Raw genomic sequence first — 25,926 nt, forward strand, 5'->3', positions numbered from 1 at the left:
TTACAATTTTTGATTATTATTAAATAAACAGCAAAAATTATTCCCTAATTATAATAAATTAAGAATTAAAATTACCTTTTGATACATAAACTACTCTTTTAGTATCAAAAAATTCTTCATCAAAATAGTTTTTAAGGTTGGAGATCTCACACCTAAGTCCGGCAAGCTCTTCTGCAAGGTCGCCACCTTTTAAATATAAGATTCCATTGTGTTTTGCGTTGAATTGCTCTTTTTCAAATTTGCCTTTCAACCATCTTAAAAATTCCGGCATTTGAGTAACCGCTCGACTTACTACAAAATGGAATTTTTCTTTTACTTTTTCCGCTCTTCCGTGAATTGCAGTTACGTTTTTCAACCCAACTCCCTCTGCAACAGCATTTACTACACTTATTTTCTTTCCGATAGAATCAACTAAAGTAAATTGTACTTCAGGAAACATAATCGCTAAGGGAATCCCAGGGAAACCACCGCCAGTTCCGATATCCAAAACTTTGGTTCCGGGAGCAAATTCCATCACTTTTACGATTCCTAACGAATGTAAAATGTGCTTTTCATATAGAGATTCCATATCTTTTCTGGAAATTACGTTGATTTTTTCGTTCCACTCGTTGTAAAGTGCTTCCAATTTTGTGAATTGTTCAATCTGTACTTCTGTAAGATCCGGAAAATATTTTAATAGTAACGATATAGACATATGAATTATTATACTGCAAAAATATGTTTTATTTCACTTTTATTCAAATTAAATGAATTTTGATCAACCAAAATCATTTCGCAATGCTCGGAATAACAGGTAAACTCAAATTTCCCGATTGATTAACTGCCTGTACCGCAAAAATATAATTATCCTTAGAAAGCGGAATTTTAATAGAAAGTTCAGTCGTAAAAATCTTTTTCTGCCAAATAGGATTATCCGTTTCTCTCACCAAAACATAATATCCCGCAACAGTCCCGAATTTCGGTTTTTCCCAATGCAAAACGGTAGAATTGGTAAGTTCTTTCACTTCAATTTCAACACGCTCAGGTTTTGATGTAGATTTGGCGAGACTAGCAAGTGCAGCAATATTTACGGCAACATTTTTCTTGAGATAATTGTAATCTATAAACTCAGGAAGATCTCCATATTTAATATTTTTTTCTGTTCTTACATCCTGATGTTGATGGTCATAGTTTTCATAATATTCGGTAAGTCTTACTGAGGGAAATCCATAATTAACGAAGCTGGAATGATCTCCACCACGCAGAAATCTGTCGTTTCTATATACTAATTTCACCTCAATCTTATCTACGTATTTTTCTGCAATTTCTTTTATATAACGAGCCAATTGTCTGGAATCTCCATCATTTTCCAATCCGATATTTCTTATGCTCATTGCTTTTTTATCTAAATCCATGTAAGGAATTCCCTCACTGAAAACTCTGAGAACGTGATCATTTATTTCACCAGTTTCTCCGGCTTTAGTGTTACCGATCATGTCATTATTTAAAACAGCTTCTATCTGCATATTTTCATTTTTGGCTTTTTCCGCCAATAATTTAGAACCTAACAGCGACTGTTCCTCACCGGAAAATGTAACAAAAATTACAGATGCGGGAAATGAAGATTTACTCAAAATTCTTGTAGCTTCTATAACTGCGCTTACTCCACTGCCATCATCGTTTGCACCGGGAGCGAAAGAAGTTCTGTCCATAATATTGGTGACGCGGGAATCCAAATGTGCGGAAATAAGAAAAATTCTTTTATCATTTGGATCGGTTCCTTTAAGATAAGCAATGGGATTTCCTAAATTAGTTACTTGGTCTACCCTCTTTCCATCCGGCTGAATGTCTTGCTGTTGCATATAAACCTCCATTCTTCCATTGGAGTTTTTCGAATAATCTTTAAATTTTTTCAGCACCCAATTTCTTGCAGCTCCTATTCCTTTACTTTTATCATTTGTTGAGCTTAAAGTGTGTCTGGTGTGAAAACCAACCAGCGTATTGATATATGATTTTAAAGAATCAGAATTTACTTCAGAAACATATTTTTTCACTTCATTATCTTTTGGAGGAACCTGTGAATAAATAATAAAAGGAGCAAATAATAAAAAAAGAGAATATTTCATAACAAATGTGATTTTACGAGAGTATTGTAAATATAAGAAATCTATAGTTTGGTTGCCATTTTTTTCAATCATACATTATTCACGTTAAGTTTTTATTATATATTTGTTACAATACAAAAATACTACATGAGCAAACTTTCAGATAGAGTAACAAGACTAGGCTTTTCTCAAACTTTTGTAATGTCTAACAAGGCAAGAGAAATGAAAGCTAACGGAATAGATGTCATCAGTTTAACATTGGGAGAACCTGATTTCGACGTTCCGGATAACATAAAACAAGCCGCTTTTGATGCAATTAATCAAAACTACAGTCACTACTCTCCCGTTCCGGGATTTTTAGAACTTCGTGAGGCAATTTCTAATAAATTAAAAAGAGATAATAATTTAGACTATAAACCAACACAAATCTGTGTTTCTAATGGTGCTAAACAAGCTATTATTAATGTTTTAGCAGCGATTATCAATGATGGTGATGAAGTTTTACTTCCCGCTCCTTATTGGGTAAGTTATGATGAAATGGTAAAAATGATGGGCGGAAACTCTGTCATGATCACCACTTCATATGTTAATGATTTTAAAATCACTGCAGAACAGTTAGAAGAAGCAATTACAGAAAAAACTAAGGCTGTTTTATTCAGTTCGCCTTGTAATCCGTCAGGTGGATATTATACATATGACGAATTGAAATCTTTAGCTAAAATTATCGCTAAATACCCTCAAATCACAGTAATTTCTGACGAAATCTACGAATATATCAATTACGAAACAAAAACGACTTCTATCGCTCAGTTTCCTGAGGTATATGAGCAAACTGCCGTAATTAATGGTATGTCTAAAGCTTTCGCAATGACAGGCTGGAGAATCGGTTATTCTGCATGTCCGGAATGGCTGGCAAAAGCATGTGAAAAAATTCAGGGACAAATGACGAGCGGTGCCAATACAGTTGCTCAGAGAGCATCAATTGTGGCTTTACAAACCGATCCATCTGAATACAAATACATGATCGATGCTTTTAAAATAAGAAGAAACCTTGTGTTTGATCTGATGAAAGAAATTCCAGGTTTCAAAGTTCTTTTGCCTAAAGCTGCATTCTATTTCTTCCCGGATATTTCTCATTATATCGGTAAGACTTTAGATGGAACAGAAATTAAAGATGCTGATGATTTTGCAATGTTTATTTTAGAAAAAGCTCATGTTGGATGTGTTGGCGGAGTTTCATTCGGAAGCCCGGAATGTATACGATTTTCTTATGCAGCTTCGGAAGACGATTTAAGAGAAGCGATGAGAAGAATTAAAGAATTATTAAGCAAATTCAATTAATTAAATCAGATAAAAAACATAACCAACAATAGAAGAATGAATTTTTTCAAAAAAATCACTATTGCCACAAGTATTGCTGCGGCAAGTTTCACTGGGTACGCTTTTGGGCAGGATTTCCAGTGGAAAGAAGCCAAATCCAATGGTTATTCTTACAAATATGTAACGAATGACCCTACTTCAGCGAGATATTATACGCTTAAAAATGGTCTAACGGTCATTTTAAGTCCAACAAATAAAGATCCGAGAATCCAGACTTATATTGCAACAAAAGCAGGAAGCAAAACAGATCCCGCAGATCATACAGGTCTTGCACATTATCTTGAGCACATGCTTTTCAAAGGAACGGATAAATTCGGTTCTAAAGACTGGGCAAAAGAAAAACCTCTTTTAGACAAGATTGATGCGCTTTACGAAAAGTATAATCAGACTAAAGATGAAGCCAAAAGAAAGGAAATTTATAAAGAAATCGATAAAACTTCAGGAGAAGCTGCAAAATTTGCCATCGCCAACGAGTATGACAAATTAATGGCAGACATGGGAGCAGATGGAACCAACGCTTTCACTTCTTTTGAGCAAACTGTTTATACAGAAGATATTCCTTCAAATGTTGTAGATAAATTTTTAACGGTTCAGGCAGAAAGATTCAGACAACCTGTTTTGAGACTTTTCCATACTGAATTGGAGGCTGTTTATGAAGAAAAAAACAGATCTCTTGATGATGATGGCGACAAAGTTTACGACAAGATGTTTGAAAGTCTTTTCCCAAACAACAATTACGGAAAACAGACAACGATCGGAACGATTGAGCATTTGAAAAACCCTTCTCTTACAGCGATCAGAGAATATTTCAACAATTACTATGTTCCTAATAATATGGGAATTATTATGTCGGGAGATTTTAATCCTGATGAAGTAATTGCAAAAATTGACAAGGCTTTTTCTTATATGAAATCTAAGCCAATCCCAACTTACAATATCGGTCAGGAAAAAGCAATTACTGCTCCAATCACAAAAGAAGTTTTAGGTCCAAATCCTGAAAGTTTGATGATGGGATTCAGATTTCCGGGTGCCACAACGAAAGATGCAAGACTATTAACTCTCGTTGGAAACATGCTTACCAACGGACAGGCAGGATTGATTGATCTTGATCTTGTTAAAAAGCAAAAATTATTGGGAGCTTATGCTTTTCCGTATGTTTTAAAAGATTATTCTGTTCTTTTGTTACAGGGAAAACCTACTGAGGGTCAGTCTTTAGATGAAGTTAAAAACTTATTGCTTCAGGAAATCGATAAATTAAGAAAAGGTGAATTTTCGGATGATCTTATCCAATCTATCGTAAATAATGAGAAGAAAAGCATCATTCAGAAGGATGAAAAATATTCGTCAAGAGCTGGTATTTTGATGGATGAATTTACGTCTGATATTGATCACAAAACTTCTCTTGAATATGTAGAAGAAATCTCAAAGCTTACCAAGAAAGATATTATGGATTTCGCTTCAAAATATCTTCAGGCTAACAATTATGTTTCTGTTTATAAAAGAAAAGGTGAAGATAAAAGTATTGTAAAAGTTGACAAGCCTACCATTACTCCGATTTCTGTAAACAGAGAAGATCAGTCAGAATTCCTTAAAAAAGTTGAGGAAATGCCGGAAAATGCAATTGCTCCGGTTTGGTTGAATTTTGATAAAGACATCACTAAAAACAAGCTTGGAAATGTAGATGTACTTTCTGTAAAAAATACAGATAATGCGCTTTTCAGATTATATTATCATTTCGATTCCGGAAAATGGAATAACAAGATCCTTCCTTTGGCAGCGGAATATTTACAATATTTAGGTACAAAAGATAAATCTTCTGAGACGATCAGTAAAGAATTTTACAAATTAGCTTCAAGCTTTAATGTAAGCGCAGGAAACGAAGAAACTTATGTTACTTTGGAAGGTTTAAATGAAAACTTCGATAAAACAATCGCTTTATTTGAAGATTTAATTAAAAATTCTCAGGCAGATCAAAAAGCATTGGATGCCTATAAAATAAGACTGAAAAAATCCAGAGACAATGCAAAACAGAACAAATCTACCATTATGGCAGGTTTGAGAAGTTACGCACAGTATGGCGCTCAGAATCCTTTCAATAATGTTTTAAGTGATGCTGAATTAGATGCTTTAAAAGCAGAAGATTTAATTAATGTTCTTCATGACTTATTCAATTTCAAGCATAGAGTATTGTATTACGGACCAAAAGCAGGAAATGAAGTTGTTGCTTCTTTAACTCCAGTTCACAAGCTTCCTGCTACGTTGAAAGAATTGCCTAAATCTAAGACTTTCACACAGGTTCCAACAGATAAAAACAAAGTATTATTTGCTCATTATGATATGGTTCAGGCCGAGATTTTCTGGGTGAGAAATTCTGATCAGTACAATGCTTCTATTACACCGACTGTAAGTTTATTCAATAATTATTTTGGAGGCGGAATGGGCTCTATTGTTTTCCAGACGATTAGAGAATCTAAGGCTTTAGCATATTCTACTTATTCTTATTTCTCACTTCCAAGCAAAAAAGAAGATAAGGATATTGTTATGGCTTATGTAGGAACGCAGGCAGATAAGTTCAATGACTCTACTCTAGCGATGAATGAGCTTCTGACAACACTTCCAAAATCTGATCAATTATTCGAAACAGCGAAAAATGGATTGAAAAAATCTATTGCTTCCGAAAGAATAACTCAGGACGGAATTATCTTCTCTTATTTAAGATCCCAAAAGCTTGGAAATAACTTTGATATGAGAAAGAATGTTTACGATCAGGCTCCGAAATTAGCTTTCACAGACATCAACAGTTTCCACGATAAGGAAATGAAAGGTAAAAACTTCACTTACTGTTTAGTCGCATCGCAAGACAAAGTAAATGAGGCCGATATGAAGAAATTAGGCGAAGTAAAAAAACTTAATTTAAACGAAATATTCGGTTACTAAAATAAATGAAAAAGTTCTGGAAACAGGGCTTTTTTCTTTGTACTACATCAAAAACAATTATAGATTTTATTTATCAAAATCAACTTGTTCGATAGATGAAATACCCTTATCTTTGCCACAGAAAATTTAATTATAAAAACGAGAAAATTATGTCTTTAGTAGGAAAAAAATTCCCGAATGTAGCAATTGATGCAATGTCTGAAATGGGTGATGATCTTAGAATCAACATCTTCGAAGAAACAACTAAAAACCAACAGAAAGTAATTTTGTTCTGGTATCCAAAAGATTTCACTTTCGTATGTCCAACTGAGCTTCACGCTTTTCAGGAAGCTTTAGGTGAATTCGAAAAAAGAAACACTAAAGTAATCGGTGCTTCTTGTGATACAAACGAAGTACACTTCGCTTGGTTGAACGTTTCAAAAGATAACGGAGGTATCGAAGGGGTAACTTACCCACTTTTAGCTGATACTCACAGACAATTGGCAAACATGCTGGGAATTGTAGATCAGGATTTCGAATATAACGATGAGGGAGAAGAAGTTTTCACAGGTTCTAATGTAACTTACAGAGCAACTTACCTAATCGACGAGACTGGAAAAGTATTCCACGAGTCTGTAAACGATATGCCTTTAGGAAGAAACGTAAAAGAATATTTAAGATTGATCGATGCTTACACGCACGTTCAGAAGCACGGTGAAGTTTGTCCTGCAAACTGGGAAGAAGGAAAAGATGCAATGAAAGCTGACAGAAATTCAACTGCTGAATATTTAGCTAAGAATTAATTTAATGTGTTAATATGGCAATGAGATAGTTTGCTGATGATTCTTAGGAGCATTTTCAAATTATCTCATTCCTTTTTTAATTAAATTATTAATCAACAAATCAATTATGTACACAGAATTAACCGAAGATACGTTACAAAATATCGTAACAGACAATGAAAAAGTAGTTGTTCAATACGGAGCAACATGGTGTGGAAACTGCAGAATTATGAAGCCAAAATTCAAGAAATTAGCTTCTGAAAATGACAGCATTCCTTTCCTTTATGTAGATGCAGAAAAATTACCGGAAAGCAGAAAATTAGCTAAAGTTGACAATTTACCGACTTTCGCGATCTTCAAAAATGGTGAATTGGTGAATCAGGTTCAATCTAATCAGGCTGAAAGTTTAATTAACCTTTTTAATGAATTAGCATAATGAAGTTACCCGTAATAAGACAATTTTACCAAAATCAAACACCTGAAAATCTTGAAAAAACATTAGAAGTTTTAGAAAGTTTCAGCGAATTCAGAGGAACAAGTGAAGAGGACTTAAACGTTGCAGGTGAGTTAATTACAAACATCTGCGGAGCATTGGAAGTTCACGCCAACGTACAAAACGGAATGAGTGAAAAAGATGCTTTAAATTCTTTTGCTCAAAAGGTTTTAGGATCGATTGATAAATAAAACTTAAACACTAATACCACAAATATTTCACGAATCTACACAAATAAGTTTATAAAAATTTAGTGTTTATTTGTGATAAAATTAGTGTCATTTGTGTTTAAATCACCAAAAATAAAATCCCGATGAAAAGACATCAGGATTTTTTGGGTTTATAAAATTTCTTTACTTTATATTAGCTTCTTCTGCTCATCAAAATGCTCAAGATATACCAGAACAACAACATGATAGAAGCAAAAAGCTGTAACGAAGCTCCTACATACTGATTGGTTGCGTAAGAATCCTTAAGCTTACTTGTTTGATATAAAATTGTTGCAGAAGCCAAAATCACCATTCCTACAGAGAACCAAAGTCCAAGATTGAAACCGAAAATCATTCCGGCAACGATTAATCCTAATGCGATAAATCCACCGATAACGATAATATTTCTTAAAAAAGAAAAATCTCTTTTAGAAGTAAAAGCTACCGCTGAAATTCCTGCAAACATGCCAACCGTTAATGTTGCTGCCTGAAAAATTACCTGCGCTCCGGAATACACCATCGCAATGTAAATTAACGGTAAGAAAATAACCGCTTCAAGCAAAATATAGAATCCAAGTCCGAAATATTGCGTTGATTTACTTTGTGAAAGTGACCATTTTGCAGCTAAAACTGAAGCTAGCCAAAATACACCGATAATCAGTAACCATACGAATCTTTGCGCGAACATTGCAACGATCAATTGCTCAGGAACCACTTTTAATAAAACGGTTTCAACTCCAATAAATCCAAGGATTGCCAGAGCAACATGCAAATACGTTTTCTTGTAAAAACTGGCCTTTTCTACGTCCGTAGAATTCGCCACTAAAACATCTGTCATCATAGTTTATATTTTTTATTTAAATATAATTAAAAATAAATTATTTTTTGAATGGTTTAACTCCAAGAATCTTCCCATTATTTTCAAATACCGCCGTAATAACCTCCTTTGGATCAGCAGACTTATCATCAGCATATTTATATTGGATCATCGGATAACTATTACCATCTATCAAAGGTTTGTAGCCAGTTTTAATGATCGTAAACTTTTTGCTGGTATTGATATCTGTCGACAGTTTTGTAAACACTTTATCAGTTACCACTTGCTTTGCCTTATCAGAAAGTAAAGCTTCCATTCCTTTTCTGTCAGATGATTTTAGGGCGGTGATAAATTGCAGAAACTTCCCGTTGTATAGATCAATCTGTTTTTTGTTCAGATCTAAAGGAGTTTCTGTCTTTCGGTTGTTTTCCACCTTTAAATCAACAACTTCCTGCGAAAAGAAAAGCTGTACAGATAAGATTGAAAGTATTAAAAATATTTTTTTCATTTTAGTAATTTCGGATATAAATTTGCACTTGAAGATACGTAAAATTAAATTAATTCTAGAAATTTCATCGTATCCACATTATCCGCATAAGTATCCAAACCTGGATTTTGCGCTTGTCCAAAATATACAGAATCTAGACCAAGTTCTTCTTTAGCCACAATACATTGAATATTTTCTTCATTTTCAGCAATAAAGCTTTTCACATTCTCCAAAGAAGAATATCTACTGAAATTAATCACAGAAAGCGGACTGAATAATTTATCATCTTCTTTCATCATCACAAAATTATTATCCCAGAATTTATCCAGATTTAAAAGATAAACCGCTCTGTTATATTCATAATTATTTGCATATTTATTATGATTGATAATATCCTGATAGCCTACAAAGCTTTCAAATAATCTGTCAATTACAAAATCGTCCGGAATTAAAATTCTAGTTACATTTCTGCAACCCAATCCAAAATATTGGAAAATATCATTCGCTAAAAGTTTTAATTCTTCAACCGTTTCATCACCTTTCAAAATGGCAACTGAAGTTCTGTTTTTACGGATAATATTCAGATGTTTTTTAAAATAATATTCTAAATATCTCGCTGTATTATTACTTCCTGTTGCGATCACTGCGTCATAACTTTCCAACCTTTCAACGAATTCATATTCAACATTATCGCTAGAAAACTCTTTCCATTTTTTTAATAAAAACGGAACCATATACCTGTCTTTTGAAGATAATTTGATCACCGGAATATGATTGCTCAATACAACAGAAATCACATCATGTAATCCTACCAAAGGAATATTTCCAGCCAGGATTAATCCTACTCTTTTTGTAATTTTAGAGATGGAATAATCTTTAAGCCAATCCTTAATATTTTCTTCCGTCAGCAGATCCGACCACTGTTTAAGAGCAAATTTCTGATTATCAATGGTAAACCAAGGGTTTTCCATTTCAGACTTTCTTAACAATAATTCAAAATCAGAATCATTCTCGTTATATTCAGCAATATCTTTTGCTAAAAACTCTTTTATATAATCACTTAGGTTAATAAGTCCTAAAACTTGATTTTCGATATTCATAATTACTGTAAAATTGGGGAATATTTTGTAATTTTGTGCAAATTTAAAAAAAATTAGCGATGGCTATTAAAATAACTGATGAATGCATTAATTGCGGTGCCTGCGAACCAGAGTGTCCCAACAATGCAATATATGAAGGAGCAGTAGATTGGAAAGCTTCCGAGGGTACTGAGCTTAAAGGTACTGTCACATTGACATCAGGACTTACAGTGGATGCAGATGCACCGCAAGAGCCTGTAAATGATGATGTTTATTTTATTGTAACAGATAAGTGTACAGAATGTAAGGGATTCCATGAAGAACCACAGTGTGCAGCGGTTTGCCCGGTAGATTGCTGTGTTCCTGATGAAGATCATGTAGAATCTGAAGAAGCATTGCTTAACAAGAAAGCATTTTTACACGGTGAATAAAAAACGCCGTCTCAGCCAGTATGAGACGGTTTTTTTAACCAAATATTTCAAAAGATCTAAGTAAAATATTAAAAATGAAACGGTAAGCCCGAAAAGTTCTTACCAAAACCAAAAAAATAAAAATATGAGCAAAAAGCACAACTTCAGCGCAGGACCATGTATTTTACCACAAGAGGTATTCGAAAAATCGGCAGAAGCGATTTTAGATTTTAACGGTATTGGTCTTTCTCTTCTTGAGATCTCTCACAGAAGCAAAGATTTCGTTGCAGTAATGGACGAAGCGCGTGCGATTGTAAAAAGATTAATGAACCTTGGGGATGATTATGAAGTTTTGTATTTAGGAGGTGGCGCTAGTCTGCAGTTTGCAATGGTTCCTTACAACTTGTTGAAAGTTGGCGGAAAAGCGGCTTATTTAGATACTGGAACTTGGGCTGCAGGAGCAATCAAGGAAGCAAAAAAATTAGGTAATGTGGATGTTGTAGGTTCTTCAAAAGAGGAAAACTATTCTTTCATTCCTAAAAATTATACTATAGGTTCAGAGTACGATTATTTCCACTGTACTTCAAACAATACAATTTACGGAACTCAAATGAAGTCTTTCCCGGAAGTTGATACTTTGATGGTTTGTGACATGAGTTCTGATATTTTCTCAAGACAATTGGATTTTTCTAAATTCGATCTAATCTATGCCGGAGCTCAGAAAAATATGGGCCCTGCAGGAGTTACTTTGATCGTAATTAAAAAGGAAATTCTTGGAAAAACAGGAAGAGAAAATATGTTGTCGATTTTAGATTATTCTCAGCATATTTCAAAAGAGTCAATGTATAATACTCCACCGGTTTTCCCTGTGTATGCATCTTTATTGACTTTGCAACATCTAGAAAACAACGGAGGAATTGCTGCTGCTGAAGCAAGAAATGAAGCAAAAGCAAAACTTTTATATGACGAAATTGATAGTAATCCGTTATTTGAGACGTTTTGTGTAAAAGAAGACCGTTCTTTGATGAATGTTTCGTTCAAATTGATCGATGACAGCAAAAAAGAAGAATTCGACGCTGCTTGGAAAGCTGCAGGAATCAGCGGACTGAATGGTCACAGAAGTTTAGGTGGTTACAGAGCTAGTTTGTACAATGCTTTACCTATTGAAAGCGTGCAAGTTTTAGTAGATGTAATGAAATCTATAAAATAACTATATTAGGCGACTGAAAAAATTGAAAAATTAAGACATTTCAGAAAAATATAAAACCATGAAAGTTTTAGCTAACGACGGAATTTCCGAAGCAGGACGAAAAGCATTGCAAGATGCAGGAATCGAAGTACTTGACAACCGAGTTGCTCAGGATCACGTGATTAATTTCATTAATGAAAATAACGTGGATGTCCTTTTGGTAAGAAGTGCAACGAAAGTAAGACAAGATATTATTGATGCCTGCCCGACTCTTAGAATTGTAGGAAGAGGCGGAATTGGTATGGATAATATTGATGTTGACTATGCTAAAACGAAAGGCTTAAAAGTGATCAATACTCCAAATGCATCGTCAAAATCGGTTGCTGAATTGGTTTTTGGACACTTCTTTGCTCTGGCAAGATTCCTTCACGAATCAAACAGACTGATGCCTTTGGAAGGTGAAACGCATTTTAATGCGATGAAAAAATCTTTCAGCAACGCTTATGAACTTTCAGGTAAAACTTTAGGTGTTATAGGTTTTGGAGGTATAGGTCAGGAAGTTGTGAAGATGGGAATTGCTTTAGGAATGAAAATTAAAGTCTTAACAAGAAAGCCTAAAACAAAGGTTCTTACGTTAGACTTTTTTGATGGACAGACTATAAATTTTGAAATCAGTTCAACTAATGATTCAGATGAATTCCTTAAAGACGTTGATTTCATTAGCATTAACACTCCAAAAACGAACGAATATATCATAGATACCGCCCAATTTGAAAAAATGAAAGACGGTGTTTATATTGTCAACACTGCAAGAGGCGGCGTTATTAATGAGGTTACTTTAATTGATTTTATTGAGTCAGGAAAAGTGGCTGGAGCAGCTTTAGACGTTTTTGAAAACGAACCTACTCCGGAGCTTCCATTATTAATGAATCCGGCATTATCCCTTTCTCCACATGTAGGTGGAAATACGGTTGATGCTCAGGAAAAAATCGGATTAGAACTTGCAGAACAAATTATTAAGCTACAAAAAGAAACTATACTATAAAATATGCCTATTTTTAAACCTTTTCGCGGAATAAGACCTCACAAAGACTTTGAGAGCACTTTCCCTACGCATCCTCTTGATAATTTTACTCAGGAAGAGATTGCGGAGAAAGCTCAAGTTGAAAATACTTACATCAATATGATTAAGCCATATGTTGTAAGTAAATCCAAAGATATTGACCGAAATTTAAGGAAGATCCGTTCTACTTTTGAAGAATTAGTGGAAGAGAAAAAACTCGTCCAGGACAGTTCGGCGTATTATCTTTATGAGCAGATCTATCCGAGTAAACAGATTTTCAGAGGCTTGTTGGGTTTAGCAAGTATCGAAGATTTCTGGAGCGGAAAGATCAAAAGGCACGAAAGTACCATTCCTCAGAAAAAGGAAAAACTGGCGCATTATCTTGAAAAAGTAAACTTGCAGGCAGAACCTGTGTTGTTGACCTACCCTTCCAATTCAAAGATTGAATTATTGATGAATCATGAGGAAAAGAATGTTCCTATTTTCAATCATGTTGATACAAAAGGAATTAGACATAAAATCTGGAGAATTGATAACCGATTGAAATTACAACAGTTCAAGGAAGTTATTGATCAAATTGATGCATTTTATATTGCAGACGGACACCACAGAATCGGTTCTACAGCATTAAATGCAAAGTATCATAAAGACAAAAACAAAAGACACAACGGTACTGAGGCTTATAACTTTGTGTATAGTTTTATAGTTTCCAACCAGTCTATTAAAATTCATGATTATAATAGAATTGTAACTGATCTAAATAATCTAGAAACTGCGGATTTTTTAAAGCAATTAGAAAAATATTTTCTGATTCACGAAAAAGAAGGTACGGCATATTATCCTTCTCAAAAATTCCACATTTCTATGTATTTGGATGGTAAATTCTACTCTCTTCACGTAAAGCATGAGCTTCGTTCTCAGGAGATGTCTCTGGATAATCTGGATCACCATCTTATTGATAAATACATCTTTAAAGACATTTTAAAAATTGATGATCCCGACAGTTCTGATAAAATTTCTTATGTAAAAGGAACTTCTAATCTTGAAGGAATTAATCTTTTAAAAGAAAAAATAGACAGCGGAGAAGGAAGAGTCGGATTCGGAATTTTTCCGGTAAGCTTTAATGATATGATCAAAATTTCTGATCTGAAATTAAGCATGCCTCCAAAATGTACATTCATTGAGCCTAAATTGGTTACAGCCTTGCTAATGTACGACATGAAACAATAAAATATTCTTATTTTTTTCCTACTTTTATGCACGGAAAAGAATAAGGTAAATAAAAAAATGAAAAAAATATTCATTATCATACTTCCACTCTTTTTGAGTGGATTTTTATTTTCTCAGAAAAAACCTCAAAAAAAGCCGGTAAAAAAAGGAATCGTCACCAAGATGAACTATCATGATGAGTTTAAGAAAATCTCAGACGAAATCATGACTAATGGCACTGCCTACGAAAACCTTGGAGAATTAACCAAAGGCGTTGGATCACGTTTTAGTGCAACTCCGGGCTATATGAAAGCGGTAGAATGGGCTGAAAAGAAGTTTAAAGATGCAGGTATCGAAATGATCTGGAGACAGGAAGTAAAAGTTCCTGTTTGGATACGCGGAAAGGAATCTTTACAAATAAAAGCCAGCAATGGAGATTGGAAAAATATTAAAATGCTCTCTTTTGGAAATTCTGAAGGAACAGGCGGAAAAGACCTTACAGCTGAAATTGTTTTAATTAATACCACTTCTGAGCTTAATGCCTTATCGGTGGGACAGTTAAAAGACAAAATCGTTTTCGTTAATCTTCCGATGGACCCGAAAATCATTAACACAAGTGATTCCTATTTAATTACAGCAAAATCTAAATTAATATCTGCTTCCGTCATTGCAAAAACAGGAGCTAAAGCTTTAATTATAAGATCATTAACAACGGCAACAGATGATACACCGCATGCAAAAATGGTGTATTATGAACCGGAAGACAAAGTTAAAATTCCTGCGTTATCAATCGGAGTAAGATCTGCAGATGAACTTGAAAAATTATTAAAAAAACAAAAAGTAACCGCCAAATTAAACATGTCTGCCGAATCAAAAGGCGACACGACCAATCCAAATATCATTGCTGAAATTCAAGGTAAAAAAGATTCTAAAGTGATTGTATTGGGAGCTCAGCTAGATTCTTGGGATTTCGCGGAAGGTGCTCATGATGACGGCACAGGAGTCGTTCAGTGCATTGAAGTGTTGAGAACGTTAAAAGCGCTTGGCATCGAAAATAATCATACCATCAGAGTTGTTTTGTACGCAAATAGTGAAAATGGTGGACAGGGTCGCGACATGTATGCAGCTTACGTTAAAAAGAGAGATGAGAAGCATATTTTCGCTTTAGGAACAGATGCCGGCGGCTATTCTCCGAGAGGTTTTTCATTAGATATGTCTCCTCAGAGAAGAAGATTGATATTTGACTGGAAAAGCTATTTCCTTCCATACGGCATTTATGATTTTGATCAAACCGATGCCATTCAGGATATTTCTCCTTTGAAAAAACTGGATATTCCTTTGGCTGAAATGGTTGTCGACACTCAAAGATATTTCGATTATCATCATTCGGTTGAAGATACTTATGATAAAGTAAGCAAGAGAGAGCTTCTTTTAGGCGCCGTGGCTATGACACAAATGATTTTTATGATCGATAAAAATTGGTAAAATGAAAAAACTATTAGGAATATCATTATTACTTCTAAGCTTGACGGTTTTTGGTCAGGTTAAAGAAGATTCAATACAATTCAGTAAAATTTCAACAGAGATTTTAAATAACGGAAAAGGATACACCGAATTAAAAGATTTAACTAAAAATATTGGTCACCGTTTAAGCGGTTCCGAAGCTTACGAAAAGTCCGTAAAATGGGCTGAACAGAAACTTAAAGATGCCGGAGCAGATAAAGTCTGGCTTCAGGAAGTAATGATCCCCGTTTGGGAAAGAGGAAAAGAATCTTTGCAGATTAAAACCTCCAACGGAACTTGGAAAGGCTTAAAAATGCTTTCTTTAGGAAATTCTGAAGGTACAGGTGGAAAAGATATTTCGGGAGAAATTATCATGGTAAAATCCATGGAAGAATATGAAAAACTTCCTGCCGAAAAAGTAAAAGACAAAATAATTTTCTTTAATTATCCTTTCAGTCAGTCTTTTGTTGAGACTTTCATAGGATATGGTGATGCCGCAAAATATAGAACAACAGCCGCCTCTTTAACGGCCAAAAAAGGTGGAAAATTTGCGATTATCCGTTCGCTTTCTTCTGCTTTTGATGATGTTCCTCACACAGGAGCAATGCGTTATGAAGATAAAGTCAATAAAATTCCAGCAGTTGCTATTGGAAACACAACCGCAGACGAACTGGAAAATCTATTAAAATCTCAAAAAATCACTGCAAAACTCAATTCTAATTGCGGGATGAAAGGCGAGAAACTCTCCCACTCTGTTATCGGTGAAATCACAGGCAAAAAAGATAAAAGTGTCATCGTTGTCGGCGGACATTTAGATTCTTGGGACGTTGGCGAAGGTGCCCATGACGACGGAGCCGGAATTGTACAAAGTATTGAAGTTTTAAGAACCTTCAAAAAGCTTGGAATTCAGAATAATCATACAATACGAGTTGTCTGTTTTGCCAACGAAGAAAACGGTGTAAAAGGCGGAATTCAGTACGGAAAAACAGCAAAAGACAACAATGAAAAACATCTTTTTGCATTAGAATCTGATGCCGGAGGTTTTACTCCAAGAGGAATTGCCCTTGAAATGGATGATGCCAAAAGAAACCAGATCAAAGGCTGGTCGGCTTTATTCTTCCCTTACGGAGTGTATAATTTTGAAGGAAAATATTCAGGAACAGATATTTATCCGCTTCATGATATGGGAGTTCCAACGGCGGAGTTGGTTCCCGATTCTCAAAGGTATTTTGACATTCATCACACCGAAGAAGATACTTTCGAAAAGGTTAACCGACGAGAGTTGCTTTTAGGAGCTGTCGCCATGACGCAGATTATTTATATGATTGATAAGAACTGGTAAAATATAGGAAAACCGCTGATTGGATCAGCGGTTTTTGTTTTTATTGTTTTGTGAGAATTATTAATTATTATTTTTCATAATATTCAATTTTCCTTATCCATTTGTATAGATCTTTTCCGTCTACGTTTTTGATAACTTCTGTCCAGTTTTTTTGTTTGTCAAAGGTATATTTGAAGGTGATAACTGAAGGTTCTTTTTTATTATATGTATCTAAATAAAATATTTTGCTTATATAATTATCTTTATACTCAAACCTTATATCATTTGAAACTTTATTGTTATAATAAATTGTTCTTCTTTCCAACTTTTTATCTTTAGTGTAAATGTAAATGATGCACATCGTTTTTACATTATCATCAAAGCTTTCCTCTTTCAACCTTTTTCCATTTTCAAATATAATGTAAGAAGATAATTTTCCATTAATGAAATCACTCTGTTTTGTTAAGTTTCCGGATTTATCGTATTCATATTTAAGATGCCGACCTTGAGATATTTTTTTATTCTGATAATCATCTTTATAGTTGAAATATTTCTCTTCCATTACTTTGTATTGATTATCATAAATTTTTATTTGGCTTAATTTCTTATGATAAACCGAGTCTTTAGTTTCAGTATAGCCCTCACCTACTTTTTTCCAAATATCATTGGTAATGGCAAAAATACTATCTGTCTTTGTAATCGTGTCAAATTTTGTAACAAATAATGGGTTAAAACTTTCAAGATTATTCGAATATTTTTCAACAGGCTTATCCTTCCTTTTATAGTAAAGCTCTCCAAATTTCGCCGTTTTGCTATCTTTATCATAAAAATAATAAGATGTTTTTTCAGAACGTTCGTTTTTAGACTTTTCTGTAATTAATCTATTCAAATTATCAAAAGTATAATCATAATCATCAACAATTTCCCCTGACTTATAATACCACGTTTCTTTAATAATATTTCGATTTTTATCGTAGTAGGTTTCATTGTTTATATATCTGCAAAAATCTGTTTCGAACCAAGAGCCCACCATATTTTTTCTTAAATTTTCAGGTTTCATTATAGTTGCATGACCATATTCATCATCAGCTTTCAGAAAAGTAAAGGGGCCAGATTCGTTTAGAAAAACGACAGATTCTTTCACAAACTTAAGCTTTCCTAAAATTGAATCTTTAATAACCTGAGAATTAAAATAAGCAGATAAAAAAATTAAAAAAAATAATATTTGTTTCATATTTCATCATTTGAAAAAGCCTCTTTGCAGAGGCTTTGTGTTTTATTGTTTAGTAAAAATTAAATCCTTTGTTTCGGGTAGATAAATATTAATATCAGTTCCAGAAGGACATTTATTACTGTCAATTATCGTACTATTTGGTATATACTCCCACGATATTTGTGTAGAATTGAGTTTTTTCAAACGTATACTTCCCCAACCCACTCCACAATTTGTTCCTCCATAATTAAATGAAATTACGTTTAGTGTAGGTCTGATTCTTAAACTATAAATTGTATGTTCTATTTGATTAGACTGAAAGCTCATATTTTGGGTATCTTGAAGTATAACACCTAAAGAATTTTTTATCTGATATTTTATTGATAATACATCTCGATAGAACTTTCTTTCACCATACTGTATTAATTTATGAGGCTGTTTACTAATAAACAAGAAAATTTGGGTTCCATTAAAACTAGCATTCCAACTACCTATATATGGAGTAAGCTCATTATTTAAATCCTTTAAATAAGAGCCTGCAGGGACATCATCTGGATAAGTATTTAAAGGATAAGTTTGTTGTGCTTTACAAGAAAACACAACAAACACTCCTAAAAATATTATTAAACTCTTCACTATTGTTTGGTAAAAATTAAATCCTTTGTTTCGGGTAGATAAATATTAATATCAGTTCCAGAAGGACATTTATTACTGTCAATGATCGTACTATTTGGTATATACTCCCACGATAGTTGTGTAGGATTTAGTTTTTTCAAACGTATACTTCCCCAGCCTACTCCACAATTAGTCCCTCCATAATAAAATAAGATTTCATTTCCATTATCTTCTGCCCATTGACTATAAATTGTATGTCTTATTTGTTGTACTGGTATGGTTATGCTTTGAGTATTTTGAAGAGTTATTCCAGAAGAATTTTCAACTATATATTTTATAGATAAAGCGTCTCTATAAAATTTATATTTACCTTGGTCAAAAAGTTTATGAACTTCTTTAGTAATAAATAAAGTTATTACTTTTCCTTGAAAATTAGCTTTATAAGTGCCGATATATGAAACCAATTCATTATTCAAATCCTTTAAATATGAATAATTAGGCGTTTCTGTATAATCTGTTTTTAATGGATAAGCTTGTTGCGCCTTACAAGAAAACACAACAAACATTCCTAAAAATATTATTAAACTCTTCACTATTGTTTAGTAAAAATTAAATCCTTTGCTTCGGGAAGATAAATATTAATATCAGTTCCAGAAGGACATTTATTACTGTCAATTATCGTACTATTTGGGATATACTCCCACGATATTTGTGTAGGATTTAGTTTTTTCAAACGTATACTCCCCCAACCAACTCCACAATTTGTCCCACCATAAGATAGCATGACTAAATTATAATATGGATTAATCATTGTGCTATAAATAGTGTGTTGAATCTGATTAGATTGAAAATTCATGTTTTTAGTATCTTGAAGAACAGTTTGTGAAGAATTCTTAACAATAAATCTGATAGATAAAACATCTCTGTAAAATTTTTGATCTACATAGTCTATTAGCTTATGAGACTCTTTTGTAATATATAAAGTGATTTGATTTCCATTAAAATTTGAATTGTAAGTACCTATATATGGATTTAGTTCATTATTTGTATCTTTTAAATAAGAATAATTAGGAATATTTCTAAAATCCGTATTTAATGGATACTCTTGTGCTTTACAAGAAATTAAACTTATAATAAAGCCTACTAATAATATTTTTTTTAAATTTTTCATTTTTATTTTTTTAATGTTAAGGGCAAGTTACAGGAACAGGTTGATTAGCACTGTCTAATTGAATATTCTTTATTACTCCACCGCTTTCTATTCTTTGCAAATTAACTTTTCCATCTAATCCCATTTTTTTTAAAGTATCAAAAAATAATGCTTCAACTCCTTTATTATTTAAATTTAGATGGTCTGTGGAATATTGAGGATCCAATAACATAACATCACTAATATTCTGATATTTAATACTATAATTATCCAAGTCATACTGCGAAAAAGTCACCAAAGCACCATCATAATTTCCGTTGAACTGTATTACATAATGCATGCCATTAGGCGCAACCATTCCAAGATAAGCATTAGATGCATTAGCGGGATTAGAAGTTGGTTGTGCTAATGCAAACTGCAAAAGCTGTTCGATATCAGCAGGAGAAAACATGGGTGTTCCCGTTGTATGGTTATGATAACCTCCTTGGTAGCCTGTTTTGTCTCCAAAATCTACATTATGTTTTCCGCCAACAATAAGGTTTGAAGGTGTACCGTCAGCTTTAAATTTAACTCCTTTTTCTCCAAAATTAGGATCAGATTCAGGTAATATAGATTGGTCTTTCAAATCTTTAATCTTAGCTTTTACTTTAGGATTCGTTAAGTTACTTTTCGTTTTCGCACAAGGATCTTCCGGAGGTTCTGGATCTTGAGGACCATCTCCGCCGCCTCCTGGATAAGGATAGGGATCGCCATCTCCACTTCCACCTGTACATTCACCATCCGGCCCCACAATCCCAACACAGCCTTCCTGTTGTACATTTTTGCATGACGTTACATGATAGGTAGACCAGCTCCCTTGTCCGGAACCAGGGTTAGAGTCGCCACCACCGCTAGGCAACCAAACAGATATCGCTCGTGTGGTACAAACCAGCCTATTTGTCTCATTACTGGCTTCATTGGGTAAAGCTTTTTTCGTACGGGTCGAAATGATGTTCTGGAAAAAAGCAATATCATCCGCTTCATTGGTATAAATAAAATATATATTCTTTCCATGTCTTGGCACCTGTAATACTGAAACCACTTTTTTATTTTCTACCACAGGAACCATTAGAAAGCTTTCATCAAAGCGATCCATTGTTGTAGCATAATCCCAAAAAGGCGTACCATTAAATTTTTTAATTTTGGTTTCGTTTTCGCGATAGACCTGAATTACATTTTGAATGTATTTCTCATCTTCTTTCCAAAGAGATTTGTTTTCGTATTCCTTAGAGGAAGGATCTAGTGATGAAGAGAGATCATCATGAACACAGGAATACAGCGAAATGCTGAGAACTGCTAAGATAAGCAGCCTGATAATAAAGCTTTTTTTCATTAATTGTTTGTTTTTTACGTTGTAAATATATAAAATAATTCTCTATACAAGGAGAACTTCTACAAAACTAAAATAAAATTTGTCCCAACATCATAAGAATTTTTATATTTTTGATAAAAATTCTTATAAAATGAGTATAGGTACTAGGGTAAAGCAATACAGGGAAGCTAAAAACTGGTCTCAGGAAGATCTGGCAATACGTCTTGATACTACACAGACCACGATTTCCAATATAGAATCTGATAAAAATATCCCCAATTCTTTGCTCTTAAAAAAGATTGCTGATGAATTAGAAGTTAATTTAAATGATCTATACGATGATAAAATAACAAATATTAGTAATATAGAAAAGAATGACGGTGTTGTAAATACAGGAAGTGGAACCGTAAATATGCAATCACCAGAACTACTAGAAGCTATCCTAAAAAATCAGGAGCAGATTGCCAAACTGATGGAAGCTCAAAGTAAACTGATAGAAAGTTTACTGAAAAAATAAGATCATATCGCCCCTAAAATATAGGTTTGCATTGTCGGAGTTTCCGAAAGTGCAAACCTTTTTTATTTCTTATCATCGGAAGTTCCGACGGGTTAAACTTAATTCATTTCTCTTCGTCGGAGTTTCCGACAGCATGAATCTGTTTCGATTTAGGTCGTCGGAATTTCCGACAATGCAAAGCTGTATTTTGGGAAGAAGAAATGAACTTTTACACTACATTTTATCATCAAACATAAAATTATAGATAATATTCTATGTCTAAATCACTAATAATTAATATAGAAACACTGTTTTTGGCATAAAAATAGCTTCAGAAATCCCTGAAAAACACAATTAATACACACAAGATGAAAAAATTAATCCCGGTGGATCTTATGAAGCTCCATCATGCCGAATTCGGGCAGTTTATCGTACGCTTTTTTGAAGACTTCAACAACTCTTCGCTTGATGCCAACACCGATACTGATTTCAAGAAGATGTTTGATGCTATCCAGGCACAAATCCCAATCTATAACAGTTCTTTAGATCAGATAAGAGGAAGTGAAGAAACGTCAAAAATTGCAGCCGCAGACGCTGTTCGTGATGCAGATCTTCAAGCGTTGAGAGACGCCGTAAGACCTTACAGAAACGCCAAAACACAGACCGAAAAAGATGCTTACGTTACCATAAAAATGTTATTGAATCAATATAAAAATGTACAGCATGCTTCTTACGAGGAAGAAACCAACAGGCTTACAACATTAGTTGGAAAGCTTCTTTCTTCGGATTACAGTTCTGCTATTTCTTCATTGGGTATTGTAAAATTCACCAATCATTTGTCGGATTCCAATGCTGCATTTAACACGATCTTTTCCTCTCGGTATTCAGGAAACTCTCAAAAGCAGAACTTTGATGTTAAAGCTTTAAGAAAAGTTTTAACTCGCGATTATAAGCAAATGGCCAACTATATTGTGACATTGGCGAATGTAAAGGAAGACCCGTTCTACACTGATCTACTGACAATCCTGAACAACGGAAGAAACTATTTCTCAAAAACAGTTCTGGCAAGAAGAAACGGAAACAAAACAGAAACACAACTTTAAAAATTATAATGATGAAAGATTTATTTGAAATGATATTCAGAACACGGGAAGATTCCACAAAAGTACAGGTTTTAAGCATTTTCTTATTGATTGGCTTTGGTCTTTTTTGCCTGCTCATTTTTACGGCAAAAATTCACTTAAACAGCTTACTGGTATATGCGACTGCTTTTCTTGCTTACGTAGGTTTTTCCCTACTATTTATAAGTTCTCTGCTAAGAAATATGAAAAGAAAATAAACAGATATTGACAACAATCTCTGCACAAAAAAACCGTCCTTTTTAAAAAGACGGTTTTTTGTTTAATACTATTTTATAATTATTTCAAATACTCATTTTTATCAAGTTTAAAATCAAGGATTTTCCCGTCTCTTTTTACCTTGACTTCAATTGTTTTATAATCCTTTTCTACTCTATTGATCATATAATTACAAGCAGATTCTTTATTTAAATGATCTAGATCAATAGCATTGATGCTCAAAATAGAATCTCCGATCTGAACAGGTGAACCATTATCTTTAAATACAAAAACCACAACAGGTTTTGCATCTATAAAACGATATCCGAAACCGAAAGATTCCAGTTTTGGAGGATTGTTTTTGATGCGTTTCATGTAGATTTTGTTGTTTTTCCAGTCCATGATGAAAATAAAGTCTTTGAAGAATTCGTTTCCGATCAGGCTTGTACTTCCGGTCATCACCAATTCATTCTGGAAAGTTTGGTTTCCAAGCGTCATTTCCTCCGTTCTGAAAATATATCCCGGAACCGGTTTCCCTGCACCAAAAGCTCCGACGGAATTCGTTCCATACGTTTCAACTGCTTGTTTTACTTTCTTTGAATTGTAGTTACTGTCCGATATTTTCAATCTTCCTGTAAATCCTGTATCGAAAGTAAGTTCAATTTTTTTATCTAAAATTTTCGCCAGAACGGTTGGTGTTTTCTGCGTTTTTGCATCAAATGGAATGACAGTTTCATAGTCTTTCAGATCAAAATTCGCCAGGTCTTTTGTCGTTTCAATCGAACTTTCTGAATAATTGATTCTCCAAAACAGTTTTGCCATCTGGTTTGCTCCCAAAATACCATCAATTTTGAAACAACCCAACTCCGAACCATTTAAGTCCATTACAACAACTCCGATGTTTTTGAAAATAACATTGTCAACCGTCATTTCCGGTAACTGCGTAAAGATCTGTTCCTGCTTATTTTTCTGCGAATCTTTTACTTTGCTTGAGTGCTTTTTTTCAAGATTCAGTTCGCTGTAGATAGAGTTGGAAATCACAGTCGGCGCACCGGAATCAAACAGAAAATTGTATATTTTTCCATTGATATTGACCTTTACAAACGGTAAATCGCTTGCGTAAGTTAGATTGATCTTCTCAACTGTATTTTTTAATTGCACTTCTCCGTCTTCGAAGAATCTTTTGCCTTGCGCGGAAATGAGGATTGTGAAGAATATAAAAAATAGTTGGGGGATCTTTTGCATTGGGTTATTTTACACGAAAATAAGGTTTTTATTCTTCTTCATCTGCAAGAGTTAATTTATTTTCACTTTCATAATCTAAATCTGTTAAATTTGACTTTAAATAATCATCATTAAAAATTCCAATTACAATTACTTTTGACACGTCTGTATCAAGAACAATTTTATCACTAGTAGAGTTTAATCTAATTCGTCTACTAAGCCTTGGATGATTTGAAATAAAGCTTACTATTGTAGATTTTTCCAATTGTAGGACAGGAGATTCGGCTTGGATTCTTAAAACTCTTTTAGCATATTTAATGTTATCCATGAAAAGATGTAATTCTTCTATATTATCAATTAAATCTAAAGAAGAAATCAACTCAAGTTTTATCCTAGCTTGATTTTTAACAATTTCATTATATCCATATGCAGAAGCAAAGGTTTTTAAATTATTTACAATTAAAGTATTATCTGCAAATAAGAAATCTATTGAAGTATTTATTTGTAAAATACTTGATGATAGTTTTTCAAATCTATTACCTCTAGGAATTAATCCTAACATCTTATCTTGCCTAACAATAGTTACTGGATAGACATGCTTATAAATTGAGAAGTAATTATCTTCACTTCCTATTGTAATAATAATAGCTTTTATAGATTGTATATCATCATTTGAAAATGAAAAATCTGGATAATCAGTAAATGGGTTAAACTCATTAATAACTGAAAGTTTTTCAGGAAATTCATCTAGATCATAAAGGAAAAGTGTATCAACTGTTTCATGAGTTGCTGAAATATTTCTTAAATTAATATTGCTATTATTTATGATTTTTTCATTTATTTCATTAACAAAAATTTCTTTTAATTCATCCGCTAAATTTTGTGAAATATCTGCGTTTAAAATGACTTCAGAATTATCTTCTTGCTTTTTAATAATATGAATGCATATACCAACAGGAACTGATGTATTATTTATTAATTTTAATCTTTCTTTTAATTGATTTAATTCCATATTTAAGTTTTATTTGCTATGTATATATTATCACTTAATAATTTGCTTTTTATCCAATCATCTTTTTTAATTATATCTTTAGTGATTATAATTATACCATCATTATTCGCAGTAGAAATTTTATAAATATGATAACCTAATAAAGCCAAGGTAGGATTTGTATAAAACATATTTGTTTTTACATATATGAATCCTATTATAATTAAGCTTAAGAAAAAAATTAAGCCATTTCGATTTTCACCCAAATTGAAGCTTAAAAATGGTAATATATAGGTAACTAAAAATGTTAAATGTTCCCAGTTTAGATTTTCTATTTTTGATATTTTTTCAGGTAATGACCGATTACCATTAATTATATATTTAAATTGGAAATAAAAAATAAAACCTAAAATAACAATTATTAGAGATATTGATGGAATAATATTCATTTCAAGAATGTCTTGAAAACTTATAAATCCACAATTGATACCAAAACAAGTTGGAAAGCTAACTTTATTTATAAATAGTAGTATAAATAAAAGCCATAATGACAATACATAAAGTTGGATTTTTAATTTCATTAATAACAATTTTGTTGCACCAAAAA

The 25,926-nt window shown here is 33.2% G+C and carries 26 protein-coding genes; 13 read left to right on the top strand and 13 right to left on the bottom strand.

Annotated elements, in window-relative coordinates:
* Positions 1-58: 58 nt before the first annotated feature.
* Both rsmG and A0O34_RS20505 read right to left on the bottom strand, forming a co-directional pair.
* Positions 59-694: a 16S rRNA (guanine(527)-N(7))-methyltransferase RsmG gene (gene rsmG / locus A0O34_RS20500; protein ID WP_066758835.1), complete on the bottom strand. Its 636-nt coding sequence runs from the start codon at positions 692-694 to the stop codon at positions 59-61.
* A gap of 73 nt (positions 695-767) precedes the next feature.
* Positions 768-2,105, bottom strand: a complete 1,338-nt coding sequence (locus tag A0O34_RS20505) for a M28 family metallopeptidase (RefSeq protein ID WP_066758837.1) — start codon at positions 2,103-2,105, stop codon at positions 768-770.
* Positions 2,106-2,231: 126 nt separating this feature from the next.
* Here A0O34_RS20505 and A0O34_RS20510 point away from each other — a divergent pair, with 126 nt between their 5' ends.
* The 5 genes from A0O34_RS20510 to A0O34_RS20530 all read left to right on the top strand — a co-directional run bounded on the left by A0O34_RS20510 (position 2,232) and on the right by A0O34_RS20530 (position 7,846).
* Positions 2,232-3,425: a pyridoxal phosphate-dependent aminotransferase gene (locus tag A0O34_RS20510; protein WP_066758839.1), complete on the top strand. Its 1,194-nt coding sequence runs from the start codon at positions 2,232-2,234 to the stop codon at positions 3,423-3,425.
* A gap of 36 nt (positions 3,426-3,461) precedes the next feature.
* A complete protein-coding gene (locus A0O34_RS20515; RefSeq protein ID WP_066758841.1) occupies positions 3,462-6,401 on the top strand; it encodes a M16 family metallopeptidase in 2,940 nt (979 codons plus the stop codon).
* Positions 6,402-6,550: 149 nt separating this feature from the next.
* The gene (locus A0O34_RS20520; RefSeq protein WP_066758845.1) at positions 6,551-7,183 is read left to right on the top strand and encodes a peroxiredoxin; all 633 of its coding nucleotides are present in this window, start codon (positions 6,551-6,553) and stop codon (positions 7,181-7,183) included.
* 106 nt (positions 7,184-7,289) lie between these two features.
* Complete coding sequence (locus tag A0O34_RS20525) at positions 7,290-7,598, top strand: thioredoxin family protein (protein ID WP_066758846.1); 309 nt, start codon at positions 7,290-7,292, stop codon at positions 7,596-7,598.
* On the top strand, positions 7,598-7,846 hold the full coding sequence (locus A0O34_RS20530) for a DUF6952 family protein (RefSeq protein WP_027375263.1): 249 nt from the start codon (positions 7,598-7,600) through the stop codon (positions 7,844-7,846). The genes A0O34_RS20525 and A0O34_RS20530 overlap by 1 nt, the downstream gene beginning before the upstream one ends.
* A 172-nt stretch (positions 7,847-8,018) precedes the next feature.
* Here A0O34_RS20530 and A0O34_RS20535 read toward each other — a convergent pair whose 3' ends face one another.
* Genes A0O34_RS20535 through A0O34_RS20545 form a run of 3 tightly spaced genes read right to left on the bottom strand, consistent with a single transcriptional unit; the run spans position 8,019 to position 10,268 of the window.
* On the bottom strand, positions 8,019-8,705 hold the full coding sequence (locus A0O34_RS20535; RefSeq protein WP_066758851.1) for a Bax inhibitor-1/YccA family protein: 687 nt from the start codon (positions 8,703-8,705) through the stop codon (positions 8,019-8,021).
* A 37-nt stretch (positions 8,706-8,742) separates the two neighbouring features.
* Positions 8,743-9,189 (bottom strand): peptidylprolyl isomerase, encoded by a 447-nt coding sequence (locus tag A0O34_RS20540; protein ID WP_066758852.1) that lies wholly within the window; start codon positions 9,187-9,189, stop codon positions 8,743-8,745.
* Positions 9,190-9,233: 44 nt separating this feature from the next.
* Complete coding sequence (locus A0O34_RS20545; protein WP_066758853.1) at positions 9,234-10,268, bottom strand: aldehyde dehydrogenase family protein; 1,035 nt, start codon at positions 10,266-10,268, stop codon at positions 9,234-9,236.
* A 59-nt stretch (positions 10,269-10,327) separates the two neighbouring features.
* On the opposite strand from A0O34_RS20545, the gene A0O34_RS20550 reads away from it, so the two are divergent.
* The 6 genes from A0O34_RS20550 to A0O34_RS20575 all read left to right on the top strand — a co-directional run bounded on the left by A0O34_RS20550 (position 10,328) and on the right by A0O34_RS20575 (position 16,963).
* Positions 10,328-10,678 carry a 4Fe-4S binding protein gene (locus A0O34_RS20550; RefSeq protein WP_066758854.1) on the top strand — a complete coding sequence of 117 codons (351 nt, stop codon included), beginning with the start codon at positions 10,328-10,330 and terminating at the stop codon, positions 10,676-10,678.
* Positions 10,679-10,802: 124 nt separating this feature from the next.
* The gene (serC, locus tag A0O34_RS20555) at positions 10,803-11,867 is read left to right on the top strand and encodes a 3-phosphoserine/phosphohydroxythreonine transaminase (protein WP_066758856.1); all 1,065 of its coding nucleotides are present in this window, start codon (positions 10,803-10,805) and stop codon (positions 11,865-11,867) included.
* Between the two features lie 58 nt (positions 11,868-11,925).
* Positions 11,926-12,891 (top strand): D-2-hydroxyacid dehydrogenase, encoded by a 966-nt coding sequence (locus A0O34_RS20560; protein ID WP_066758858.1) that lies wholly within the window; start codon positions 11,926-11,928, stop codon positions 12,889-12,891.
* 3 nt (positions 12,892-12,894) lie between these two features.
* Entirely contained in the window at positions 12,895-14,139 is a 1,245-nt protein-coding gene (locus tag A0O34_RS20565; RefSeq protein WP_066758860.1) for a DUF1015 domain-containing protein, read from the top strand.
* Between the two features lie 57 nt (positions 14,140-14,196).
* Positions 14,197-15,603: a M28 family peptidase gene (locus tag A0O34_RS20570; protein ID WP_066758862.1), complete on the top strand. Its 1,407-nt coding sequence runs from the start codon at positions 14,197-14,199 to the stop codon at positions 15,601-15,603.
* A gap of 1 nt (position 15,604) precedes the next feature.
* Positions 15,605-16,963 carry a M20/M25/M40 family metallo-hydrolase gene (locus A0O34_RS20575; protein WP_066758864.1) on the top strand — a complete coding sequence of 453 codons (1,359 nt, stop codon included), beginning with the start codon at positions 15,605-15,607 and terminating at the stop codon, positions 16,961-16,963.
* Positions 16,964-17,030: 67 nt separating this feature from the next.
* Here the strand turns inward: A0O34_RS20575 and A0O34_RS20580 are convergent, their stop codons facing one another.
* From A0O34_RS20580 to A0O34_RS20600, 5 genes are read right to left on the bottom strand one after another with little or no spacing between them, the layout of a single operon-like run.
* Entirely contained in the window at positions 17,031-18,176 is a 1,146-nt protein-coding gene (locus A0O34_RS20580; RefSeq protein WP_066758866.1) for a hypothetical protein, read from the bottom strand.
* A gap of 42 nt (positions 18,177-18,218) precedes the next feature.
* The gene (locus A0O34_RS20585) at positions 18,219-18,791 is read right to left on the bottom strand and encodes a DUF6705 family protein (RefSeq protein WP_066758868.1); all 573 of its coding nucleotides are present in this window, start codon (positions 18,789-18,791) and stop codon (positions 18,219-18,221) included.
* Entirely contained in the window at positions 18,791-19,363 is a 573-nt protein-coding gene (locus A0O34_RS20590) for a DUF6705 family protein (protein WP_157886083.1), read from the bottom strand. Before A0O34_RS20590 ends, A0O34_RS20585 begins: the two co-directional genes overlap by 1 nt.
* Positions 19,363-19,941: a DUF6705 family protein gene (locus A0O34_RS20595; RefSeq protein WP_066758872.1), complete on the bottom strand. Its 579-nt coding sequence runs from the start codon at positions 19,939-19,941 to the stop codon at positions 19,363-19,365. Before A0O34_RS20595 ends, A0O34_RS20590 begins: the two co-directional genes overlap by 1 nt.
* 16 nt (positions 19,942-19,957) lie before the next feature.
* The gene (locus A0O34_RS20600; protein WP_066758874.1) at positions 19,958-21,292 is read right to left on the bottom strand and encodes a hypothetical protein; all 1,335 of its coding nucleotides are present in this window, start codon (positions 21,290-21,292) and stop codon (positions 19,958-19,960) included.
* A 130-nt stretch (positions 21,293-21,422) separates the two neighbouring features.
* On the opposite strand from A0O34_RS20600, the gene A0O34_RS20605 reads away from it, so the two are divergent.
* Both A0O34_RS20605 and A0O34_RS20610 read left to right on the top strand, forming a co-directional pair.
* Complete coding sequence (locus A0O34_RS20605) at positions 21,423-21,788, top strand: helix-turn-helix domain-containing protein (RefSeq protein ID WP_066758876.1); 366 nt, start codon at positions 21,423-21,425, stop codon at positions 21,786-21,788.
* Positions 21,789-22,135: 347 nt separating this feature from the next.
* Entirely contained in the window at positions 22,136-22,870 is a 735-nt protein-coding gene (locus A0O34_RS20610) for a DUF6261 family protein (RefSeq protein ID WP_066758879.1), read from the top strand.
* Positions 22,871-23,185: 315 nt separating this feature from the next.
* Here A0O34_RS20610 and A0O34_RS20620 read toward each other — a convergent pair whose 3' ends face one another.
* The 3 genes from A0O34_RS20620 to kwaA are packed head-to-tail and all read right to left on the bottom strand — an operon-like array spanning position 23,186 to position 25,900.
* Positions 23,186-24,349: an aspartyl protease family protein gene (locus A0O34_RS20620; RefSeq protein WP_066758883.1), complete on the bottom strand. Its 1,164-nt coding sequence runs from the start codon at positions 24,347-24,349 to the stop codon at positions 23,186-23,188.
* 28 nt (positions 24,350-24,377) lie between these two features.
* Complete coding sequence (kwaB, locus tag A0O34_RS20625; RefSeq protein WP_066758885.1) at positions 24,378-25,340, bottom strand: anti-phage protein KwaB; 963 nt, start codon at positions 25,338-25,340, stop codon at positions 24,378-24,380.
* Between the two features lie 2 nt (positions 25,341-25,342).
* Positions 25,343-25,900: an anti-phage protein KwaA gene (gene kwaA / locus A0O34_RS20630; RefSeq protein WP_066758887.1), complete on the bottom strand. Its 558-nt coding sequence runs from the start codon at positions 25,898-25,900 to the stop codon at positions 25,343-25,345.
* Between the last annotated feature and the right edge of the window lie 26 nt (positions 25,901-25,926).

This window comes from Chryseobacterium glaciei, assembly GCF_001648155.1.
In the GTDB taxonomy this organism is placed as follows: domain Bacteria; phylum Bacteroidota; class Bacteroidia; order Flavobacteriales; family Weeksellaceae; genus Chryseobacterium; species Chryseobacterium glaciei.

Bases quoted from the DNA above. Each gene is read 5' to 3' on its own strand.
- A0O34_RS20515 (WP_066758841.1), top strand. From the start codon at position 3,462: ATGAATTTTTTCAAAAAAATCACTATTGCCACAAGTATTGCTGCGGCA.
- rsmG (WP_066758835.1), bottom strand. From the start codon at position 694: ATGTCTATATCGTTACTATTAAAATATTTTCCGGATCTTACAGAAGTA.
- A0O34_RS20605 (WP_066758876.1), top strand. From the start codon at position 21,423: ATGAGTATAGGTACTAGGGTAAAGCAATACAGGGAAGCTAAAAACTGG.
- A0O34_RS20550 (WP_066758854.1), top strand. From the start codon at position 10,328: ATGGCTATTAAAATAACTGATGAATGCATTAATTGCGGTGCCTGCGAA.
- A0O34_RS20595 (WP_066758872.1), bottom strand. From the start codon at position 19,941: ATGAAAAATTTAAAAAAAATATTATTAGTAGGCTTTATTATAAGTTTA.
- A0O34_RS20525 (WP_066758846.1), top strand. From the start codon at position 7,290: ATGTACACAGAATTAACCGAAGATACGTTACAAAATATCGTAACAGAC.
- A0O34_RS20520 (WP_066758845.1), top strand. From the start codon at position 6,551: ATGTCTTTAGTAGGAAAAAAATTCCCGAATGTAGCAATTGATGCAATG.
- serC (WP_066758856.1), top strand. From the start codon at position 10,803: ATGAGCAAAAAGCACAACTTCAGCGCAGGACCATGTATTTTACCACAA.
- A0O34_RS20620 (WP_066758883.1), bottom strand. From the start codon at position 24,349: ATGCAAAAGATCCCCCAACTATTTTTTATATTCTTCACAATCCTCATT.
- kwaA (WP_066758887.1), bottom strand. From the start codon at position 25,900: ATGAAATTAAAAATCCAACTTTATGTATTGTCATTATGGCTTTTATTT.
- kwaB (WP_066758885.1), bottom strand. From the start codon at position 25,340: ATGGAATTAAATCAATTAAAAGAAAGATTAAAATTAATAAATAATACA.
- A0O34_RS20545 (WP_066758853.1), bottom strand. From the start codon at position 10,268: ATGAATATCGAAAATCAAGTTTTAGGACTTATTAACCTAAGTGATTAT.
- A0O34_RS20560 (WP_066758858.1), top strand. From the start codon at position 11,926: ATGAAAGTTTTAGCTAACGACGGAATTTCCGAAGCAGGACGAAAAGCA.
- A0O34_RS20575 (WP_066758864.1), top strand. From the start codon at position 15,605: ATGAAAAAACTATTAGGAATATCATTATTACTTCTAAGCTTGACGGTT.
- A0O34_RS20565 (WP_066758860.1), top strand. From the start codon at position 12,895: ATGCCTATTTTTAAACCTTTTCGCGGAATAAGACCTCACAAAGACTTT.
- A0O34_RS20505 (WP_066758837.1), bottom strand. From the start codon at position 2,105: ATGAAATATTCTCTTTTTTTATTATTTGCTCCTTTTATTATTTATTCA.
- A0O34_RS20610 (WP_066758879.1), top strand. From the start codon at position 22,136: ATGAAAAAATTAATCCCGGTGGATCTTATGAAGCTCCATCATGCCGAA.
- A0O34_RS20580 (WP_066758866.1), bottom strand. From the start codon at position 18,176: ATGAAACAAATATTATTTTTTTTAATTTTTTTATCTGCTTATTTTAAT.
- A0O34_RS20600 (WP_066758874.1), bottom strand. From the start codon at position 21,292: ATGAAAAAAAGCTTTATTATCAGGCTGCTTATCTTAGCAGTTCTCAGC.
- A0O34_RS20530 (WP_027375263.1), top strand. From the start codon at position 7,598: ATGAAGTTACCCGTAATAAGACAATTTTACCAAAATCAAACACCTGAA.
- A0O34_RS20540 (WP_066758852.1), bottom strand. From the start codon at position 9,189: ATGAAAAAAATATTTTTAATACTTTCAATCTTATCTGTACAGCTTTTC.
- A0O34_RS20510 (WP_066758839.1), top strand. From the start codon at position 2,232: ATGAGCAAACTTTCAGATAGAGTAACAAGACTAGGCTTTTCTCAAACT.
- A0O34_RS20570 (WP_066758862.1), top strand. From the start codon at position 14,197: ATGAAAAAAATATTCATTATCATACTTCCACTCTTTTTGAGTGGATTT.
- A0O34_RS20535 (WP_066758851.1), bottom strand. From the start codon at position 8,705: ATGATGACAGATGTTTTAGTGGCGAATTCTACGGACGTAGAAAAGGCC.